Origin of the sequence: Sabulicella rubraurantiaca (assembly GCF_017355885.1) — a bacterium.
Taxonomy (GTDB): domain Bacteria; phylum Pseudomonadota; class Alphaproteobacteria; order Acetobacterales; family Acetobacteraceae; genus Roseococcus; species Roseococcus rubraurantiacus.
The window spans coordinates 239,295-259,239 of record NZ_JAFEUU010000005.1; the positions used below are offsets into that span (position 1 = coordinate 239,295).

A 19,945-nucleotide genomic window follows, 5' to 3' on the forward strand; every position below is an offset into this window, starting at 1 on the left:
CCGTTCTGGCCCTAGGCTAGAACTTCACCTGCGGCGGCGCCTGAACGGCGGCGCGCTCCGTCGCGCTCAGTTCGAAGAAGTTGCTTGGCGTGAAGCCAAAGCTCCGGGCGAAGAACACCGCCGGAATGGAGCCGATGGCGCCGTTCATCTCCGCGACGGCGTTGTTGAAGAAGCGCCTTGCCGCCGCGATCTTGGATTCCAGTGCGGAAAGCTCCTCCTGAAGGGAAAGGAAGTTCTGGTTTGCCTTCAGCTCGGGGTAGGCCTCGGAGAGCGCGAAGAGCCGGCCCAGCGCGGAACCAAGCTGGCCCTCCGCCGCAGCCGTCTGTTCGGGCCCATGGGCGCTGACCGCGGCATTGCGGGCCCGGATGACGTCGTCGAGCGTGCCGCGCTCATGCCCGGCATAGCCTTTCACGGTCTCCACGAGGTTGGGAACCAGGTCATGCCGCTGCTTGAGCTGGACCTCGATGTCGGCCCAGGCCTGGGCCACACTTTGCTGCAGCGCGACCAGACGGTTGTAGATCATGACAAGCCAAAGCAGCAGCAATACGGCAAGGCCCAGCAGCACCCATTCCATCGCGTGTTCTTCTCCCGTGGTGGGTGCAGGATAGACGGAGCTCGGCGCGGCTGTCTCCCGCTGTCGGGGGAGGCTAAGGGGCGCCCGGCCTAGCTTCCCCCGTCCTGCACCACTGCCGGGCGGCGGCGCATCACCATGCCGCTGAGCAGGATCAGCGCCGCGGCGGCGAGGAAGCCGAGCGCGATGGGGTGGTTCACCACCTCCGTCACATCGCCATCGGCGATCAGCAGCGCCTGGCGCAGCGAGCGCTCCAGCGTGGGGCCGAGGACATAGGCCAGCACCAGTGGCCCAAGGTCGAACCCGCCACGGCGCAGCGCGAAGCCGACGAAGCCGAACACGACGGCCATCAGCACGTCGAAATGGTTCAGCCCCACGCTCCAGGTGCCGATGGCGCAGATCAGCAGGATGGCAGTGGCCATGTAGCGGCGCGGCACCTCCAGCGCGCGGACGAAGAGCCCGACGAAGGGCAGGTTCAGCACCAGCAGGATGAAGTTGCCGAAATACATGGAGGCGATGACGCCCCAGTAGAGTTCCGGCTGGCGCTCCAGGATCATCGGCCCCGGCTGCACGCCATGCACCAGGAGCGCGCCGAGCAGCAGCGCCGTCACCGCATTGGCCGGGATGCCCAGGGTCAGAAGCGGGATGAAGGCGCCCGCCGTGCCGCTGTTGTTGGCGCTTTCCGGCCCGGCAACGCCCTCGATGGCGCCCTTGCCGAACTCATCGGGGTGGCGGGTGAGGCGCTTCTCGACCGCATAGGACAGGAAGGAGGCGAGCACGGCGCCACCGCCCGGCAGCAGACCGACGAAGAAGCCCAGCACGGAGCCGCGCGCGATGGGGGCGGCGCTGCGCTTCCATTCCTCGCGGTTCGGCATGAAGCCGAGCATCGTCGAGGGCGGGCGCAGGATCTCCGGCTTTGCGTCCTTGGAGAGTGCAAGGAAAAGCAGCTCCGACAAGCCGAATAGGCCAAGGGCGAGGGGTGCAATGTTGACCCCGTCCACCAGAGCCGGCACGCCGAAGGTGAAGCGCGGCGTACCGCTGATTGGGTCCAACCCCACGAGGCCCAGGAACAGTCCAAGGAAGGCCATCAGCGCCGCCTTGGCGATGCCGGAGGCAGCGAAAAAGGCGATGAGCGAGAGCCCAGCCAGCATCAGCGCCGCGTATTCCCAGGGCCCGAAGGCGATGACGATCTCGGCCAGGGGCGGGGAAAGCAGCATGACGCCCAGGATGCCGAAGGTGCCGGCGATGAAGCTGCCGATGGCGGCGATGCCCAGCGCGGCGCCCGCGCGGCCGCGCTTCGCCATGGCGTGGCCGTCGATGCAGGTGACGACGGAGGAGGCCTCGCCGGGAATGCGCATCAGGACCGAGGTGATGGTCCCGCCATAGGCGACGCCGTAATAGATGCCCGCCAGCAGGATGATCGCCCCCGTGGGGTCGAGCTTCAGCGAGATGGGCAGCAGCAGCGCGATGGTGGTGGCAGGGCCGAGGCCTGGCAGCACCCCGACCAGCGTGCCGAGCACGGCGCCCAGAATGCAGAGCGTGACGTTCTGCACCGTCATCAGCACGGCGAAGCCGTGCAGGAGACCTTCCATCATGGCGGTGTCAGCCCAGCCGGACGAGGCCGAGCGGCGCCAGCAGGCGCTCCACCGGGCCGGGCGGGAAGGGCACGCCGAGCGCCGTACCGAAGACCAGCGTGACGGCAATGACGAGGGTGAAGGACCAGAACAGGGCAAGGCCCCAACCCGCCCCCTCGGCCACGCGCAGGACCAGGAGTGTGGCGAGGAAGCCGGTCACGCCGAAGCCCAGATAGGGGAGCGCGAGCCCCACCCCGACCATCGCACCCGCATAGCCGAGGAAGCCGCGCGACCGCAGCGGCGAGGCGTTGCCGCCCTCCGGCTCTCCTGTTCCGGGGGCGACGAGGACGCCGATCGCCGCGACGGCAATCAGCGCGGCGAGGATCTGCGGCAGGAGGCCCGGCCCCGGACCGTCGAATTGCGACCATGCTGGCAGGCGCGCCGCCTCCCACCCCGCGAGGGCGGCGAAGGCGAGGGAAGCGATCGCGACGAGCCGGGCGTTCCAGGCCATCAGCGCCTCGCGAGTCCCGCCTCGCGAAGCTGCTCGCCGAAGCGGGCATGGCCCTCGCGGATCGCGCGCTCGAAGCCCGGCCCGTCCATCACCGCCGGCACCATGCCGAAACGGCCGAGCGCCGCCTCCAGCGCCGGGGATTCAGCGGCGCGGCGGAAGGCGTCGGACAGGGTGGCGAGGCGGTCTGCCGGCGTGGCGCGCGGGGCGATGAAGCCCAGAAGGCTTTCGATCGTCACGTCGAAGCCGGCTTCCCGCAGCGTGGCAATGTCCGGGAATTCCTTCCATCGTGCCGGAGAGGACGCGGCCAGGAGGCGCATCCGGCCGGACTGGATGGCCGGAAGCATCTCCGGCGGCGTCTGCGATGTGGCTTCCACATGGCCGCCCAGCACCGCCGTCACAGCCTCGGCCCCCGACTGGAAGGGGATGAAGTGGAAGCGCGTGCCGTATTTCCGGTTCAGCTCGAACATGCCGAGGTTGTTGGGCGGGCCGGTGGCGCTGAAGGTGATGCGCCGTGCCTTGGCGGCGTTGATGAGGTCCTGGATGGAGGAATAGGGACCATCTGCCTTTACGCCGATGCCGTAGAGGAAGCGCGCCGCGCCGGAGAGATAGGCGAAGCTGTCGAGGTTGTAGGCAACTTCCATCATGTGCGGCGCGATGGCGAGGCCGGACATTGCGGCGCTGCCGAGCGTGTGCCCGTCCGGCCGCGACTGCGCGAGCTGGATCAGCGACGCTGTTCCCTGGCCGCCGACGCGGTTCACGATCTGGATGGGAACGCCGAGCGTCTTTTCGGCCTCCGCCGCTACGGCGCGCACCGAAACGTCCGTGGAGCCGCCGGCGCCGAAGGGAACGAGGATGGTGATCTCGCGATCCGGCCAGCGCGCGCCCTGCGCGTGGAGGGAGGGCGCGGCCAGCAGCGTGCCGCCGCCGGTCGCTAGGATGAGGTGGCGGCGCTTCACCATCGTCTCCTGTCCGCTCATCGCCGCGCCAGCCCGTTCTCGCGCAGATGCGGGCCGAACTCCGCGAAGGCACGGCGCTGCATCGCCTCGAAATCCGCGGAGGGGACAGGGGCGGGGACCATGCCGAAGCGGCTCACCGTCTCGCCCACGCCGGTGGAGCGTGCGGCCTGCAGCAGCGCGGAGTTCAGCCGCTCCAGCCGGTCCTGCGGAATGCCCTTCGGCCCGACGAGGCCGAGCACGCTGTCCACCGCGAGGTCCACGCCCTGCTCGCGCAAGGTCTGCACGTCCGGATACTCCTTCCAGCGGACGTCGCTGGCCGAGGCGATGAGGCGCAACCTTCCGGATTTCAGCGCGGGCAGCATCTCCGGTGGGTTCTGCGCCACGAAATCCACGTGGCGGCCGATGGCGGCCGTCACCGCCTCGGCGCCACCGGGGAAGGGGACAAAGCCGAAGCGGGTGTTGAGCTTCTTGTTCAGTTCGAACATGCCCACGTTTTGCGGCGCGCCAGCGGCCGCGAAGGTGACGCGGCGCTGCCGCCCCTGCGCGATGAGGTCCTGTGCGGTGCGGATCGGGCTCTCGGCCGGGACTGCGATTCCATAGAGGTACCGGGCATAGCCGGGCAGGAAGGTGAAGCTGTCCAGCGTGTAGGGGAGGTCCAGCACGTGCGGCAGGATCGCCAGCGCGGCCATGCCTGCCGTCGCCAGCGTGTGCCCATCCGGCCGCATCGTGGCGACCTGGGCCGGGGCGCTGGTGCCCTGTCCGCCCGTGCGGTTCACGATCTGCACCGGCACGCCCAGGATCTTCTCGGCCTCGCCAGCGAGGGCACGGGTGCAGACATCGGTGGAGCCGCCGGCGCCATAGGCGACGAGGATGGTGATTTCGCGATCCGGCCAGGCGGCGCCCTGTGCACGCACGGCCGGCGCGGCGAGGATCGTGGCCCCTGATGCGAGGATGGCTTGCCGTCGGTTCATTGTCGTTCCCTCCCTTTGTCGTGCGCCCGGCTCAGGGCATGTAGCTGCCGCCGCCCACGTCGATCGTCGCGCCATTCAGGTAGGAAGCGGCATCGGAGGCGAGGAAGCCCGCGACCTCCGCCACCTCCTCCGGTGTTCCCATGCGGCCGAGCGGGATGTTGGCCAGGAAGGCCTCGTTCATGCCAGCGGCGGCGCCCTGGGCCATCGGTGTCTCGATGCGGCCGGGGGCGATGCAGTTCACTGTGACGCCGCGCGGGCCAAGCTGCGTCGCGAGGGAGCGCGCGAGACCGGTGAGGCCGGTCTTGGAGGCGGCGTAATGCGCGCCGGCCACCATGCTCTTGGCGCGCGCCGCCTGGCTCGTGATCATCACCACGCGGCCCCAGCCCCGCGACACCAGCGCCGGGATGGCGGCCTGGGTGACGAGGAAGGCGCCGGTCAGGTTCACCTCCAGCACGCGGCGCCATTCGGCGACGGGCATCTCCACCACCGGAAGCGGCTTGCCGCCATGCTTGGGCGAGATGCCGGCATTGTTCACCACGATGGCGAGGCGCGACCAGTCCGCGCCCAGCGCCTGGGGCAGGGCGCCCACAGCAGCCTCGTCCGACACGTCGAGAGGCAGGGCGCGGGCGTCGTGGCCTTCCGCGCGTAGGGCGGCAGCGGTCGTCTCCTCGTCGCCGGTCACGTCGGTGAGTAGGACGGGGTGGCCGCGCTGCGCCAGGTGGCGGGCGATGGCGGCGCCGATGCCGCGCCCCGCGCCGGTGACGAGGGCTAGGCGTTCGCGTTCGCTCATGGTTGCAGCATCACCTTGGACGCGGCGCGCTGGCGCGCCAGTTCGAACCCTTCGACGCCGCGCTCCAGCGGCAGGCGGTGGGTGATCATCGGGCGGAAGGCTTCCGGGTCGCGCGACAGCAGGGCCAGCACGCGGTCCCAGGTGCGGCGCGCGGCGCCGTGCGAGGCGCGAAGCTGGTGGCGCATCCGCACGAAATCCGTGAGCGGCAGGGTAAGCGAGGAGGCATGGATGCCCACCGCGACCAGCACGCCGTCTTTGCGCAGCACGGAAAGGCCTTCGTTCACGGTGGAGGGGATGCCCGTCGCCTCCAGCACCACGTCCACTGGTTGCCCGCCGTTCAGCGCCAGCACCTGATCGCGCAGCGGGGCTTCCGCCACGTCCACGAGGTGCGTGAAGCCGAGGGCGCGCAGCACCTCGAAGCGCGGCGCGTCGGCACGGCCGGAGACGATGACGCGCGCCGCCCCCGCGAAGCGCGCCATGAGGGCGAGGGCTTGGCCGATCGTGCCCGGCCCCATCACCAGCACCGTGTCGCCCAGCCCGACCCCCGCCGTCAGCACGCCCTCGCAGCCCACGGCGAGTGGTTCGGCAAGCGCGCCCACCTCGGTGTCCACGTTGTCGGGGAGGGTGATGCAGTTGACCGCCGGGACGCGGACATGGGAGGCGAAGCCTCCATCCACGGTCAGCCCCACGGTCCTGCGGTTGGTGCAGCCGCGCGGGTCGTTGCGGCGGCAGGCGGGGCAGGTGCCGCAGGGGATGCCGGGCATCACGGCGACTCGCTGCCCCGACTGTATCTCCACACCGGGGCCGACGGCAGCAACATGGCCGGCGAATTCGTGACCCATGGTGACCGGCAAATGCGGCTCCATGAAGCCGTAGCCATCCGTCCACTCATAGGCGTGCACGTCGCTGCCGCAGATGCCGACATTCTCGACGCGCACTAGAACCTCTCCGGCCGCCGGGGCGGGGAGGGTGGAAACGGGCTCCAGCCCCAGCCCGAAGCCGGGGCGCGACTTCCGCAGTGTCTGCATACTCAGTAGGGCTCGTCGAAATGGCCGGCGTAGTAGTTGATCGGCGGCCGCGCATCGGGGTCGGAAACGACGTCGATCAGCATCGGGCGGCGGGCGGAGAAGGCCTCGTCCAGCGCGGCCCCGATCTCAGACGCCTCGGTGACGCGGAGCGAGGCGACGCCGCAGCCCTTGGCGATCAACGAGTGGTCCACCTCGGTGAAGTCCACCGCATCCGTGTGTTCGCCGAACTTCACCTGTTCGGCGTGCTTCTGGTAGCCGAGGATGCCATTGTTCAGCACGATCAGCGTCACCGGCAGCTCGTGCCGGCGCAGCATCTCCAGCTCCGCCCAGGAATGGCCGAAGCCGCCATCGCCGGCGAGGCAGATGACGCGGCGGTCGGGGGCGGCCACTTGCGCGCCGATGGCGAGAGGCAGGCCCCAGCCCAGCCCGGCGATGCCGCGCGGCGTCAGGAAGCGCTGCCCGGCGCGGCGAGCGGTGAGGAACTGCCCGACCCACATGGAGGAGTAGCTGGCATCGCCGACGACGATCTCCTCGCCGGTCATGCGGCGATCCAGCTCGGCCATGATGCGCTCGGGGCGGACGCGGCGGCCTTCGCGGGTTGAGACGTCCTGGATGCGGCGGCGCCAGTCGGAAACCGCCTCGGCGATCTCGCCCGCGATGGAATCGCGCGCCGACTTGCGGGCGGAAAGGTCGCGCTTCGCCAGGGCGGCGCGCAGGGCTTCGAGCGTCAGCCGCGCATCGCCGACGAGGCGGAGCGCCTCGTAGTTGCGGCCGATCTCCTGGGGGTCGGGGTCGATGTGGATGAAGCGCGTCCCCTCGGGGAACATCGTCCAGTTGTCGGTGCCGTTGGCGTTAGTGCGGGTGCCGACCAGCAGCACCACGTCCGAGCGCTCCACCATGGCGCGCATCCTGTGGCTGCGCGCGCCGGGCGACATGACATAGCCGATGATGCCCAGGGTCAGTGGATGATTCTCGTCCGCCGCACCCTTGCCCATGACGGTGGTGCCCACCGGCAGATGCGCCTCCTGCTGGAGCGCGGCGAGGGCGGCAGAGGCGTCGGAAAGGTGGACGCCGCCGCCAGCCAGCACCAGCGGCGCCTTCGCCTTGGCGAGGAGGTCCGCCGCCTGCTCGATCAGCGCCGGATCGGGCAGGGAGCGATCGAGCGGATAGATCCCGAGGCTGGCGCGGCGCGGACTGGGCGGCGCGGCGTTGTCGGTCAGCAGATCGGCCGGAACGAGCAGCACGGCCGGGCCGGGGCGGCCCGAGGCGGCGGCGGTGAAGGCCATGTCCACGTAATCTTCCAGCCGGTCGGCGCGGTCGATGCGCCGGACCCATTTCGCCACCGCGTCGAACATGCGGATGTGGTCGAGTTCCTGGAAAGCGTTCTTGTCCGCTTGGTTCCGGTTCACCTCCTGAACCAGCGCCACCACGGGGACGGAGGCCTTCAGCGCCTCGGCCAGGGGGGCGACGAGCAGGGCGGCGGCTGGGCCGTTCTGGGCGGTGACGACGCCGACGCGGCCGCTGATGCGCGCATAGCCGTCGGCCATGATGCCGCCCATGTTCTCCTGCCGGTACATGGCCTGGCGGATGCCTGCCTGGGGCGCGGCAAGGTGGAAGGCGGAGGGCAGGCTCTGGCCGAAGGTCACCGTCACGCCGTGACGTGCGAAGGCCTCGGCGAGGCGCATCGCGACGGTCGCGTTGTGGACGACGGCGCGCGGCGTTGCGCTATCCGGCATCGGACGTTCTCCCTGCCCAAAGGGGCGTTATGTGATGTTGGATATATCAAGGCCGGGGGAACGCGCGGTGTCAACCCGCGGCCGGCCCGCCGTGCTTGCTACGCGGCGTGGCGCAGCAACTCGGTGAGGGCTTCCTCCACCTCCTCCGTGCCCGCGAAGGCGGCACGTTCCAGCACCTTGGAGATGGAGGGCGAAGCCTCGCCACCTGTTACGCGCTGGATGGGCTGATCGAGCCAGTCGAAGAGGCGGCGCTGCATCTCGTCGGCCAGCCACGCGCCGTAGGAGGTGCCGCGCGCACCCTGCTCGACGAGGAGGACGTTGTTGGTGCGACGGACGCTCTCGCTGATCGTGTCCCAGTCGAGGCTGGCGCGGTCCAGCCAGCGAAGGTCGATCACGTCCACGTCGGCATCGAGCTTCTCGGCGGCTTCCAGCACGCGATGCACCATGGAGAGATAGGTGATGACCGTGGCGCGGCGCCCCTTGCGGCGCAGAGCGGCGCGGCCGGGCGGGAGGAGGTAGTCCATCTCCGCCGGGGCGGGCATGGTGCGGTTGTAGAGATCCACGTGCTCAAGCACGAGCACTGGGTCGTCGCAGGCCAGGGCCGCGTTCATCAGACCGACATAGTCCACCGGGTCAGAAGGGGCGACGATGCGCCATCCTGGCGCGGTGGCGAAGATGCCGGCCGGGTCCATGGAATGCTGCGAGCCGTAGCCGGTGCCCATGGCCACCTTGGTGCGCAGGACCAGAGGAACCGCCATGTCCCCGCCGAACATGTGGCGCGCCTTGCCGACCTGGTTGAACACCTGGTCCGCGGCGACCCACATGAAGTCCGGGTACATGAACTCCACCACCGGGCGGAAGCGCCCATCCATCGCCACGCCGCCCGCGAGGCCGAAGAAGGCGTTCTCGCTGATCGGCGTGCCGAGGACGCGGCCGGGGAAACGCTCGGCGAGGCCGCGCGTGGCGCCGTTGGTGCCGCCCTTCAGCCGGTGCACATCCTCGCCCAGCACGACGATGCGGCTGTCCTGCTCCATGCGGCGAGTCATCACGTCGGCCACCACGTCCACGAAGCGGCGCTCGGTCAGCGGGCCGGGGGGTGCATCGCCCAGCACGGGCTTGCCGCGCAGCTCCGATAGGTCGCCGCGGACGCCCACGTCGCGGAATGCGCGGTCGGGCCAGAGGGTGGAGCGAATGCGGCGCGCATTGCCATCCGGCTCCGTCAGCTCAGCGACGATGCCGGCATGCGTCTCCATCGCGCGGCGGCGGAGCGCCGAAACCTCGTCATCGGTGATAAGGCCGCGCCGGGTCATCTCGCGCGCCACGCGGTCCAGCGGGTCGCGGGCGCGCCACTGCGCCTCTTCTTCCTTGGAGCGATAGCCGAAGGCGCTGCCGGGGAGCGGGCCGTTCTGGTGGAAGAAGCGATAGACCTCGGCCTCGATCAGCGCGGGACCATGGCCGGCGCGGGCATGGGCGAGGGCGCGGTCCATCGCCAGCATCACCGCCACCGGGTCCATGCCGTCCACGCGCCAGGAGGGGATGGCGAAGCCGGGGCCGCGTGCGGAAAGCCGTGGCTCGGCGGTGGATTCCTCGACGGTGGTGGAAACGGCGTAGCGATTGTTCTCCACGAAGAAGACCAGCGGCAGCTTCCACGCGGCGGCGAGGTTCATCGTCTCCAGCACGGAGCCGATGTTCATCGCGCCGTCACCGAAGAAGGTGACAGCGACGTCCTGGGTGCCGGCGTGGCGATGCGCCCAGGCAGCGCCAGCCGCAAGCGGCACGCCGCCGCCGACGATGGCGTTGGTGCCCAGCACCCCTGCCTCAGCCCAGCGAAGATGCATGGAGCCGCCGCGGCCGCGGCAGAAACCGGGGGCGAGGCCCATGATCTCCGCCATCGCGCCGTGCAGCGTGTGGCGGATCATCCCGTCGAAGGGTGCGTCGGGGTCGAGGGGTTGCGAGGCGGAGACGTGGTTCAGCGCCTTGGCAAGGAAATGGTGGTGGCCGCGATGCGACCCGTTCACGTGGTCGGTGGAGCGGAGGGGCAGGATCGCGCCGACCGCTCCGCCTTCCTGGCCGATGGAGGAATGGGCGGGGCCATACACCAGCCCCTCGCCGGCCAACTCCAGCACCGCCTCCTCGAAGGCGCGAATGAGGTGGAGGGAGGTGAGCATCCGGCGCAGCGCCTCTGGCGGGACCGCATCCCAGTCGTCCTGGGTGGCACGCAGCGCGACCCAGGGCGCGGTGTGGGCGAGGGGGGTCTCTTCAGCCATGGCGTCGTTCCTGGGCCTTCCTCCGACGCATCGGCTTTGACAGTGATTGTATCCAATGACAAGCGTTTTGGTCGCTTTCGGCGCTGCAGACGGCTCCATCGTATCCAATCGCCTTGCCTTTCGGGCTTGGCCCATGCCATGAACCTCCGGAGGACGGAGGGCGCGATGCGTGTGGAATCGCTGGTCGGGCGGCGCGTGGCGGCTTCGCTGCGCGAGGCGATCCTGAGCGGGGCCATGGAGCCGGGCGCCCGCATCCGCCAGGAGGAACTGGCCGAGCGCTTCGGCAGCAGCCGCATCCCAGTCCGCGAGGCGCTTCGCGTGCTGGAGGCAGAGGGCCTCGTGCGCCTCGTGGCCAATAGCGGCGCCTGGGTCGCCAAGCTGGACCTCGCCGAGTGCATCGAGACCTATAAGATGCGCGAGCGGCTGGAGCCGCTGGCCCTCGGCGAAGGCATCCTGGCCCTGACGGAGGAGGAGGTCGCGCGGCTGGAAGCCCTGGCTGCCGAGATGGAGGCCGCCGAGGATGTAGAGACCTTCCTGCGCCTCGACCGCGTCTTCCACCTCCTGTCCAGCAGCCGATCCGGAATGCCGATGCTGGAGGCCACCATCCGTGGCTTCTGGGACCGGACGCAGCATTACCGCCGCGCCTATGCCTCGCTGGTCGGGCGGGAGGGGCAATGGGTGATCCATCACGAACACCGCCTGCTGGTGGAGGCTCTGCGCCGCCGCAACCGGGTGGATGCCGAAGCGCTGCTGGCGTTGCACATCCGCCGCACGCGCCTCGCCCTCGCCGCGCATCCGGAGATCTTCTGAGATGGGGCGCACCATGCATGACTTCACGGGGCGCTGCTTGCTGCTGACCGGCGCGGCCGGGGGCATCGGGCGGGAGGTGGCGTGGATCTTCCACGAGGCGGGCGCCACACTTTTGCTGGCGGATCGCGACCTGGCGGCGCTGGAGGCGCTGGCATCCACACTGGGCGACGCAGGGCGTGTCGAGGTGATGCGCCTCGATGCCACATCCGGTGCGGATGCGGAGGAGGCGGTGGCGCGATGCGTGCGGCGCTTCGGCGGCGTGGATTTCCTGATCCCTGCTGCGGGCATCTACCCGGGTGACGCCGTCGCGACGATGCGTGACGAGGCATGGCGGCTGGTGATGGAGGTGAACCTGGACGGCGTGTTCCGTCTGTGCCGGGCCGCCATTCCGGCGCTGCGCGACAACAGCGCCATCGTCCTGCTTTCCTCCGTCGCCGGGCACCGCGGCAGCCGCGACCACGCGCATTACGCCGCGGCCAAGGCCGGGCTGATCGGCTTCGCGCGCAGCCTCGCTTGGGAGATCGGGCCGCGCACCCGGGTGAACGCCGTCTCACCCGGCATCATCGAGACGGCCATGACGGAAGGGCTACGCGAGGCCCGGGGCGAGGCGCTGCGTGCGCAGACGCCCCTGGGCCGGCATGGCAGGCCGGAGGAGGTGGCGAGCGTCGTCGCCTTCCTGTGCAGCGACGCGGCGGGCTTCGTGAACGGGGAGGCGATCCAGGTGAATGGCGGCCTCCACATGGCATGAGGGAGACAGCATGAATCAGGCGCGCAAGGGACTGCCGGGGCTGCGCGGCGGCGACCATGTGGGGCTGACCGTGCCGGACCTGGAGGAGGCGACACACTTCTTCGTCGAGGTGCTTGGGGCAGAGCGCTTCTATGACATTGGCCCCATCGAGGCAGCGCGTGACGACATGGCGCGTTGCCTGGGCGTGGACCCGGCGGCGCGCGTGCGGATGCTGCGTTTCCTGCGGCTGGGACTAGGGCTGAACCTTGAACTCTTCGAGTACGAGGCGCCGGATCAGCGTCGTGACGGGCCACGCAACAGCGATGTGGGTGGGCACCACATCGCCATTTACGTGGACGACATGGAGGCTGCGCTGGCGCATCTGCGCGCCCATAGCGTCGAGATCATGGGCGAGCCGGTGGTGCGCCACTCCGGACCGAGCGCGGGCCAAAGCTGGGTCTATTTCCGTGCGCCCTGGGGCCTGCAATTCGAACTGGTGAGCTACCCGGAAGGCAAGGCCTATGCACGCGGCGCCGAGCGCCTGCTGTGGGACCCGCGCGATCCCGCACGGTGAACCGCGCGGGGCCTTCGCCGTCGCGCCGATGCTGAGGCATGAAGGAATGCCCTGAGCGGCGCAGGCTTCTGCCGTATGCTGGGCAGGGTGCCTTCCGGATGGGCAGGGCAGGGCGGGCCTCTTCCGGTTCGGCACGGGATGGGAGTTTACTGCCGGCCGGAACGCCGGAGGATCCTCCCATGCCGCAACGACGCCAGATCGCCCTTGCCACGCTGGTCCAGCCCAATGGAACACATCTCGCCTCCTGGCTCGCGCCCGAGGCGCAACCGGATGCGGGGCCCGACATCAACTGGTACCGGCGCATCGCCCAGCTTGCCGAGAAGGGCAAGTTCGACCTGTTTTTCATCGCCGACACGCCGGCCGTCCGCACCGAGCACCTAAAGATCTGGAGCCATGGGCCGGTCTTCATGAACGTGCTGGAGCCTGTGACGCTGCTCTCGGCCGTGGCCGGTGCGACCACGCATATTGGGCTGGGGGCGACCGTCTCCACCTCCTTCAGCGAGCCCTACAACGTCGCGCGCATGTTCGCCTCGCTCGACCACATCACGGGCGGGCGCGCGGCGTGGAATGTCGTCACTTCGGCCAATGATTTCGCGGCGCGCAATTTCGGCCACGCCAAGCTGCCGCCGCATGGCGAGCGCTACGCGCGCGCGCAGGAATTCGTCGAGGTGGTGCAGCAGCTCTGGGATACCTGGGAGGACGATGCCTGGATCTACGACCGGGAGGAAAAGCTCTCCTTCGTGCCGGAGAAGATGCATCCCGTCGCGCATGAGGGGAAGCATTTCCGCGTCCATGGCGGGCTGAACATCGCCCGCTCGCCGCAGGGCCATCCCGTCATCATCCAGGCCGGCGCCTCGGACACAGGAAAGGAACTGGCAGCCGCGACCGCGGAGGTGGTGTTCGGCACCGCCGCCACGGTGAAGGGCGCGGTGGAGTTCTACAAGGACCTGAAGGGCCGCATGGCGAAGTATGGGCGCCACCCGGATACGCTGAAGGTTCTGGGCGGCATCACCTGCATCGTCGGCGACACGGCCGAGGCGGCGGAGGCCAAGAACCGCGAGCTGCAGGAGATGCTGCACCCCGCCGTCGGCGTCGCGCGTGTCAGCCAGGATCTGGAGGTGGATCTGTCGGACCTGCCGCTGGACGAGCCGGTGCCGCCGCATCGCATTCCCGCCGCCAGCAACCACCACCAGGCTTATTTCGCCGAGATCGCCGGGATGGTGCGCGAGGGGCTGACGCTGCGGCAGATCGCGCAGCGCTACAACCGCAGCAAGACGACGCTCTGTGGCACGCCGAAGCAGATCGCGGACGTGATGGAGGAATGGATGGAGGCCGGGGCCTGCGACGGCTTCATGGTCACCTTCCCCGTCCTGCCCACCTGCCTCACGGATTTCGTTGAGAAGGTGGTGCCCGAACTCCAGCGGCGCGGCCTGTACCGCCAGGACTACACCGGCACCTCGCTGCGCGAGCATCTGGGCCTGCCCCGCCCCGTCAACCGCCACGTCGCGGGCGGCGCCTCCGCCGCCGCTGAATAGGAGAGCGCATGACCACCCTGTCCCGCCGCCTCGCCCTTTCGCTGCCGGCCCTAGCCCTGCCGGGCCTCGCCGCCGCGCAAGGCGCTTGGCCCAACAGGCCCGTCCGCATCGTGATCGCCTTCGCGGCCGGCGGGTCGCTGGACGCGATCGGCCGTTCCATGGGGCGGCACATGGAGCGCGAGTTCGGCCAGCCCTTCGTGGTGGACAACCGCAGCGGGGCGGGCGGGCGCATCGGCACCACGGCCGTCGCGCGCTCGCCGGGCGATGGCTACACGCTGATCGTCACCAGCAGCGCCGCGCATGGCGTGGCGCCAGGGCTGTATTCCGACCTGCAGTACCACCCGATGCGCGACTTCACCCATATCGGGCTGGTCTGCACAGGGCCGATGGTGCTGCTCGCCAGCGCGGCCGCGCCGTATCGCGACCTTGCGAGACTGGTGGAGACAGTGAAGCGGCGCGGCACGCCAGCCACATTCGGCTCCGGCGGGATCGGCAGCCTGGGGCATCTGAGCGGGGAACTGGCAGGGCGCACCCTCGGCATCCCGGTGCAGCACATCTCCTATCGCGGCTCGGCGCCGGCGCAGACCGACCTGCTGGCGGGGCAGCTGGAGCTGATCTCGGACAACATGTCCTCGCATGGCGGGCAGGTGACGGGTGGGCGGATGCGCGGCCTGGCCGTCGCCTCGCGCGAGCGCATGGTCGATTATCCGGACATCCCGACCTGGGCGGAGCAGGGCTATCCGGACATGGTGGCGAATGCCTGGTACGGGCTTTCGGGCAGTGCCGGCATCCCGGCGGAGATCGTGTCGCGGCTCAATGCCAGCCTCGCGGGCTGGCTGGCGACGCAGGAGGGGCGCGAACTCCTGCGCGGCATGGCGATGCAACCCGAGGGCAAGATGAGCCCCGCCGAGTACACCGCCTTTGTCCAGAACGAGGTGACGCGCTGGGCCGAGGTGGTCCGCGTCGCCAACGTGCGCGTCGAGTCCTGACGCCGCGCTGAGGCCCGCGGCGCCCCTTGCGCCGCGGCCAGCCCTGCGTCCCAATCCCCGGCGGAGTCGAAGGGGGTTTGGGATGCTGCACTGGACGAGGCGCGAGGGCACGGAGGGTGCGCCCATTGCGCCGGATGAGCGGCTGCCCTGGCCGCAGACGATGGCCATGGGCGTGCAGCATGTGGTGGCGATGTTCGGCGCCACCGTGCTCGCGCCGCGACTGATGGGGTTCGACGCCAACATCGCGATCCTGATGAGCGGCCTTGGCACGCTGCTGTTCTTCGTGGTCACGCGCGGCAAGGTGCCGAGCTACCTGGGCTCCTCCTTCGCCTTCATCGCCGTGGTGCTGGCGGCGACGGGATATGCGGGAAGCGGGCCGAATCCGAGCCTGGCTGTGGCATTGGGCGGCATCGTCGCCTGCGGCGTGCTCTATTCCGCCATCGGCCTGGTCGTCATGTCGGCGGGGACCCGCTGGATCGAGCGGCTGATGCCGCCGGTCGTGACGGGGACGGTCGTTGCGGTGATCGGCCTCAACCTTGCGGCGATCCCGGTGAAGAATATGGCGCCGACCGCCTTCGATGCCTGGATGCAGGGACTGACCTTCCTGGTGCTCGCCCTCGTCGCAGTGTGGACGCGGGGGATGGTGCAGCGCCTGCTGATCCTGTTCGGGCTGTTCCTGGCCACGATCGCCTATGCGGTGCTGACCAACGGGCTGGGCCTCGGCACGCCGGTGAGCCTGGAAGCGGTGGCGGCCGCCCCATGGTTCGGGATGCCGGACTTCACCGCGCCGGTCTTCTCCGGCCCCGCGATCCTGCTGATCGCCCCCGTTGCGCTGGTTCTGGTGGCAGAAAATCTCGGCCATCTGAAGGCGGTGGCGGCGATGACCGGGCGCGACATGGACCCCCATATGGGCCGCGCCTTCCTGGGGGACGGGCTGGCGACGATCATGGCCGGGTCCACCGGCGGCACAGGCGTCACGACCTATGCCGAGAATATCGGCGTGATGGCGGCGACGCGGGTCTATTCGACCGCGATCTTCGTGGTGGCGGCGCTGGTGGCGGTGGTGCTGGGCTTCTCACCCAAGTTCGGGGCGCTGATCCAGGCCATCCCGCTGGCGGTGATGGGTGGCGTGTCCATCGTGGTGTTCGGATTGATCACCGTCGCCGGTGCGAAGATCTGGGTGGACAACCGTGTGGATTTCTCGCGCCCGGAGAATTTGATGACCGCTGCGATCCCGCTGGTGCTGGGAACGGGCGAGTTCACGCTGCGGTTCGGCGATTTCGCCCTGGGCGGGATCGGGACCGCGACCTTCGGGGCGATCCTGCTGCATGCGCTGCTGCGGGGAAGGGCGGACCGCGCGACCCATCACGGCGGACGCGCAATGCCTTGAGCAGGATCGCACAGACGGATCCAGGCAGATCATTGCCCTCCCGCCCGAGCTTCAGCGCTTCGTGGATGCCGAGGCTCGGGAGGGACGGGGCGGAGTTCGCGCGGGAGGCCAGGCTGCTTCATTCGCGGTGCTGGTGATTTTCGTCGATGGTTGGCCGAACACGGCGGTGTTCAAGCCTTCGGGGAGCCGGAGCTCCACCTCCTCGGTGGGGCCCTCCACATCCCTCGTCCGCGACCCCCTAATCGCGAAGACGCCAGCACTGCGCAAGAAGCGGGCGGGGCAGGAAAAGACACTATATAATAGTGGAATAATAGTGGAATTCGCGGCCACTTGTGAAATCCGCAATACGCGACCATACATCGTGCATCCTGAACGGACCGTCCGAGGAGCGCCGCGATGAGCCAGATCCACGTCATTCACGAGAACCCGGCTTGGCTGCCGCCACTCGCCGAGGCGCTGGATGCGCAGGGCCTGCCCTGGACCGAGTGGTTCATGCACGACAAGATCTTCGACCTGTCGGCTCCGCCTCCGGAGGGGGTGTTCTACAACCGCATGAGCGCGTCCTCGCACACGCGGGACCACCGATATTCCGCCGAGTTGACGGTCGGCGTACTGGCTTGGCTGACGCGCTGGGGGCGGAAGGTTGTGAACGGTCCGGCGGCGCTCGACCTCGAGATCAGCAAGGTGCGGCAATACGCGGCGCTCGAAGCGGCCGGGCTGAGGACGCCGCGCACTGTCATGGTGGCGGGTCGCGACGGCATCGTCGCCGCGGCGCGCGAGCATTTCGCCGGTAAGCCGGTCATCCTGAAGCCCAATCGCGGCGGCAAGGGCCTGGGCGTGCAGCTTTTCCACACACTCGAGGGTCTGGAGGACTATGTCCGCAGTGACCGCTACGAGGCGCCGGTGGACGGGATCCAGCTTCTTCAGGCCTATGTGCGGGCGCCGCGCCCCGTGATCACCCGCGCGGAGTTCACCGGTCGTCGCTTCACCTATGCGGTCGAGGTGGACACGAGCGAGGGGTTCGAGCTTTGCCCGGCGGATGTCTGCGCCATCGGCGATCAGGTCTGCCCGGTGGGCGAGGAGTCCGGTCGCCCGGCGCATAAGTTCACCGTGGTGGAAGTTCCGGATCGCGCCTTCATCGCCAAGCTCGAGGCGTTCCTGGATGGGGCCGGCGTGGATGTGGCCGGGATCGAGTTCATCGTTGGACCGGATGGCCAGAAGCTGGTCTACGACGTGAACACCAACACGAACTACAATCCCGAGGCGGAGGCCCGCGCCGGCATCGCCGGAACGCAGCGCTCAGGCATGGGTGCGCTGGCCGCTTATCTCGGCGGTCTGCTCGGTGAGACGCAGGTGCGCGCGGCCTAGGGCCGGACTGGCCAGGCGGGAGGCGAAGCGAAAGGGCGCGGGTCGACGGCCCGCTCTTGGCGCTGACAGCCTCCGTTTGGCTGAATAGGCTCTTCCTGCATCAGCGGCAGCCGTACGCATGCGGCGGGGCTGTCCGGCACGGCCTGACATTCCGCATGCTGGCGGTAGCGCCACCTTTGCGCAGTCCTAAAGGAGCTTGTACGCCTGCATTTTAGATATATCTAAGTCATGTCTAAACACACTCGGGGATAGACATGCATCACAGACATCATGGTCACCCGCATTCCTGCCACGGTGGCGGACGCCGCTTCGCACGTGGCGAAGGCGGCCCCGGTTTCGGTCGTCACGGGCGGCATGGCGCAGGCGGGCTGCGGCGCTTCTTCGCCCATGGCGATCTGCGCCTCGTCATCCTTCATCTGGTCGCTGAGAAGCCGCGCCATGGCTACGAGATCATCAAGGCGATCGAAGAGCGCGTCGCTGGCGCCTACAGCCCCAGCCCGGGCGTGATCTACCCGACCCTGACCCTGCTGGAGGAAACGGGCCTCGTCTCCGTCTCAACCGACGGGGCCAGCACGCGCAAGCAGCACGCGATCACAGAGGAGGGGCGCGCCTTCCTGGAGGCGAACCGCCCCGCGCTGGATGCGCTGCTGGCCCGGATGGAGGAGGCCGGTCGTGCCGGAGGCGGACATGCGGCGCCGCCTGTCCTGCGGGCCATGGAGAATTTGAAGCTCGCGCTGCGGCTGCGCCTGTCGCGTGGCCCGCTAAGTCCGGCCGAAATCCAGGCCATCGCGGCGGCCCTTGACGAGGCCGCGACCCGCGTGGAGCGCGCGTGATGAATACCGCCCAGGCCCTGGTCCCGACCGCGACGCCGGGACGCTACCTGCAGCAGCTTTGCAAGCACTTCGCCCATAAGCGCCCTGTCACCTTTGATGAGCAGAGGGGCCAAATCGGTTTTACCATCGGCGATTGCCGCTTGGAGGCGGGGGCGGGCGTGCTGAAGCTGTCGGTCACCGCACCGGATGCGGCGCAGCTTGCGCAGCTTCAGGACGTAGTTGCCCGCCACCTGGTCCGCTTCGCCTTACGCGAGCCCGTCGTGGTCGAGTGGCGGGAGGGCTGACGCGGCGTCCTAGTCGACCGTCGCGCCCGAGGCCTCGACCACCGGGCGCCACTTCTCCACCTCCCGGCGCATGAAGGCGTCGTACTCGGCGGGGGGAAGGGGCATCGGCTCGGCGCCGAACTCGCGCACGCGCTGGATGATGCCGGGGTCACGCAGCCCCGTGACGATTTCCTGGCCCAGCCGCTCGATGATCGGGCGCGGGGTCGAGGCGGGCGCCGCGACGCCGTACCAGCTCGCCACATCGAAATCCGGCACCCCCTGTTCCTGCAGCGTGGCCAGTTCCGGCATGAAGCTGACGCGCTGCGCCGTGGAAACGCCGAGCGCGCGGAGCATCCCGGCAAGGACCTGCTGGCGGCTGGCGGGGGCGTTGTCGATGGCGAAGAGGACCTCGCCATTCATGACGGCGGCCATGCTGGGGGCGGTGCCGCGATAGGGAACGTGCTGGACCTCGATGCCCATGCGGAGCCCGAACAGCACGCCCGAAAGATGCGAGGAGGTGCCGGCCCCGGCAGAGGCGAAGTTGGACTGACGCGGATTCGCCTTGATGAAGCGCACCAGGTCCTGGACCGTGTTGATGCCGCGGTCGGGCTTGACGATCAGCACGTTGGGGAGCTGCGCGATGCGTGCGACGCCCGGTAGGTCGCGCAACGGATCGAAGCTGAGCCTCGTGCGATACAGGGTCGGCCCGATGCCGTGGCTGGCAATGTGGTTGACGAAGAAGGTGTGGTTGTCCGGCGTGGCGCGGGCCGTGATCTCCGCGGCGACCATGCCGCCCGCGCCGGGGCGATTGTCGAGCCAGAGCGGCTGGCCCAGGCGTTCACGCAGGTGGTTCTCCAGGATGCGCATGAAGATGTCGCTTGCCCCGCCCGCCGCGCCGCCGACGAGGTAGCGCATTGGCTTCTCCGGCCAGGAGGCGGCCGTGGACTGGGCGTGGGACCGGGGCGCGCCGAAAGCGGGCAGCGCGAGCGCAGCCGCAAGGGTGCGACGCTTGAGCATCTGGAATCCTCCCTGGCCGCGCCCTTTTCCCGGCG

At 69.4% G+C, this 19,945-nt stretch carries 19 protein-coding genes; 9 read left to right on the forward strand and 10 right to left on the reverse strand.

Annotation, left to right across the window (positions count from 1 at the left end; translation table 11 throughout):
- Positions 1 to 16: 16 nt before the first annotated feature.
- The 9 genes from JTJ31_RS11365 to JTJ31_RS11405 all read right to left on the reverse strand — a co-directional run bounded on the left by JTJ31_RS11365 (position 17) and on the right by JTJ31_RS11405 (position 10,404).
- Positions 17 to 574 carry a LemA family protein gene (locus tag JTJ31_RS11365; RefSeq protein ID WP_207538777.1) on the reverse strand — a complete coding sequence of 186 codons (558 nt, stop codon included), beginning with the start codon at positions 572 to 574 and terminating at the stop codon, positions 17 to 19.
- A gap of 89 nt (positions 575 to 663) precedes the next feature.
- A complete protein-coding gene (locus JTJ31_RS11370) occupies positions 664 to 2,166 on the reverse strand; it encodes a tripartite tricarboxylate transporter permease (RefSeq protein WP_207538778.1) in 1,503 nt (500 codons plus the stop codon).
- A 7-nt stretch (positions 2,167 to 2,173) separates the two neighbouring features.
- The gene (locus JTJ31_RS11375; protein ID WP_207538779.1) at positions 2,174 to 2,656 is read right to left on the reverse strand and encodes a tripartite tricarboxylate transporter TctB family protein; all 483 of its coding nucleotides are present in this window, start codon (positions 2,654 to 2,656) and stop codon (positions 2,174 to 2,176) included.
- The gene (locus JTJ31_RS11380) at positions 2,656 to 3,633 is read right to left on the reverse strand and encodes a Bug family tripartite tricarboxylate transporter substrate binding protein (protein ID WP_207538780.1); all 978 of its coding nucleotides are present in this window, start codon (positions 3,631 to 3,633) and stop codon (positions 2,656 to 2,658) included. The genes JTJ31_RS11375 and JTJ31_RS11380 overlap by 1 nt, the downstream gene beginning before the upstream one ends.
- Positions 3,630 to 4,583 (reverse strand): Bug family tripartite tricarboxylate transporter substrate binding protein, encoded by a 954-nt coding sequence (locus tag JTJ31_RS11385; RefSeq protein WP_207538781.1) that lies wholly within the window; start codon positions 4,581 to 4,583, stop codon positions 3,630 to 3,632. The genes JTJ31_RS11380 and JTJ31_RS11385 overlap by 4 nt, the downstream gene beginning before the upstream one ends.
- Positions 4,584 to 4,614: 31 nt before the next feature.
- The gene (locus JTJ31_RS11390) at positions 4,615 to 5,373 is read right to left on the reverse strand and encodes an SDR family oxidoreductase (protein WP_207538782.1); all 759 of its coding nucleotides are present in this window, start codon (positions 5,371 to 5,373) and stop codon (positions 4,615 to 4,617) included.
- Complete coding sequence (locus JTJ31_RS11395; RefSeq protein WP_207538783.1) at positions 5,370 to 6,401, reverse strand: zinc-dependent alcohol dehydrogenase; 1,032 nt, start codon at positions 6,399 to 6,401, stop codon at positions 5,370 to 5,372. The genes JTJ31_RS11390 and JTJ31_RS11395 overlap by 4 nt, the downstream gene beginning before the upstream one ends.
- A gap of 2 nt (positions 6,402 to 6,403) precedes the next feature.
- Positions 6,404 to 8,137 (reverse strand): acetolactate synthase catalytic subunit, encoded by a 1,734-nt coding sequence (locus JTJ31_RS11400; protein WP_207538784.1) that lies wholly within the window; start codon positions 8,135 to 8,137, stop codon positions 6,404 to 6,406.
- Between the two features lie 98 nt (positions 8,138 to 8,235).
- Positions 8,236 to 10,404, reverse strand: coding sequence for an alpha-ketoacid dehydrogenase subunit alpha/beta (locus JTJ31_RS11405; RefSeq protein WP_207538785.1), 2,169 nt, complete (start codon positions 10,402 to 10,404; stop codon positions 8,236 to 8,238).
- 165 nt (positions 10,405 to 10,569) lie between these two features.
- On the opposite strand from JTJ31_RS11405, the gene JTJ31_RS11410 reads away from it, so the two are divergent.
- The 9 genes from JTJ31_RS11410 (at position 10,570) to JTJ31_RS11450 (ending at position 18,914) form a co-directional block, all read left to right on the forward strand.
- Complete coding sequence (locus JTJ31_RS11410) at positions 10,570 to 11,214, forward strand: GntR family transcriptional regulator (RefSeq protein WP_207538786.1); 645 nt, start codon at positions 10,570 to 10,572, stop codon at positions 11,212 to 11,214.
- Between the two features lies 1 nt (position 11,215).
- On the forward strand, positions 11,216 to 11,962 hold the full coding sequence (locus JTJ31_RS11415) for an SDR family NAD(P)-dependent oxidoreductase (RefSeq protein ID WP_236020103.1): 747 nt from the start codon (positions 11,216 to 11,218) through the stop codon (positions 11,960 to 11,962).
- A gap of 10 nt (positions 11,963 to 11,972) precedes the next feature.
- Positions 11,973 to 12,515, forward strand: a complete 543-nt coding sequence (locus JTJ31_RS11420) for a VOC family protein (RefSeq protein ID WP_207538787.1) — start codon at positions 11,973 to 11,975, stop codon at positions 12,513 to 12,515.
- A gap of 179 nt (positions 12,516 to 12,694) precedes the next feature.
- Positions 12,695 to 14,050, forward strand: a complete 1,356-nt coding sequence (locus JTJ31_RS11425) for an LLM class flavin-dependent oxidoreductase (RefSeq protein WP_207538788.1) — start codon at positions 12,695 to 12,697, stop codon at positions 14,048 to 14,050.
- Positions 14,051 to 14,058: 8 nt separating this feature from the next.
- A complete protein-coding gene (locus JTJ31_RS11430; protein ID WP_207538789.1) occupies positions 14,059 to 15,039 on the forward strand; it encodes a Bug family tripartite tricarboxylate transporter substrate binding protein in 981 nt (326 codons plus the stop codon).
- Between the two features lie 82 nt (positions 15,040 to 15,121).
- Positions 15,122 to 16,429, forward strand: a complete 1,308-nt coding sequence (locus tag JTJ31_RS11435) for a solute carrier family 23 protein (RefSeq protein WP_207538790.1) — start codon at positions 15,122 to 15,124, stop codon at positions 16,427 to 16,429.
- A gap of 396 nt (positions 16,430 to 16,825) precedes the next feature.
- Positions 16,826 to 17,797 carry an ATP-grasp domain-containing protein gene (locus tag JTJ31_RS11440; RefSeq protein WP_207538791.1) on the forward strand — a complete coding sequence of 324 codons (972 nt, stop codon included), beginning with the start codon at positions 16,826 to 16,828 and terminating at the stop codon, positions 17,795 to 17,797.
- 254 nt (positions 17,798 to 18,051) lie between these two features.
- Positions 18,052 to 18,630 carry a PadR family transcriptional regulator gene (locus JTJ31_RS11445; RefSeq protein WP_207538792.1) on the forward strand — a complete coding sequence of 193 codons (579 nt, stop codon included), beginning with the start codon at positions 18,052 to 18,054 and terminating at the stop codon, positions 18,628 to 18,630.
- Positions 18,630 to 18,914 carry a DUF2218 domain-containing protein gene (locus JTJ31_RS11450; RefSeq protein ID WP_207538793.1) on the forward strand — a complete coding sequence of 95 codons (285 nt, stop codon included), beginning with the start codon at positions 18,630 to 18,632 and terminating at the stop codon, positions 18,912 to 18,914. Before JTJ31_RS11445 ends, JTJ31_RS11450 begins: the two co-directional genes overlap by 1 nt.
- Before the next feature lie 9 nt (positions 18,915 to 18,923).
- Here the strand turns inward: JTJ31_RS11450 and JTJ31_RS11455 are convergent, their stop codons facing one another.
- On the reverse strand, positions 18,924 to 19,910 hold the full coding sequence (locus JTJ31_RS11455) for a Bug family tripartite tricarboxylate transporter substrate binding protein (protein ID WP_207538794.1): 987 nt from the start codon (positions 19,908 to 19,910) through the stop codon (positions 18,924 to 18,926).
- Positions 19,911 to 19,945 lie beyond the last annotated feature (35 nt).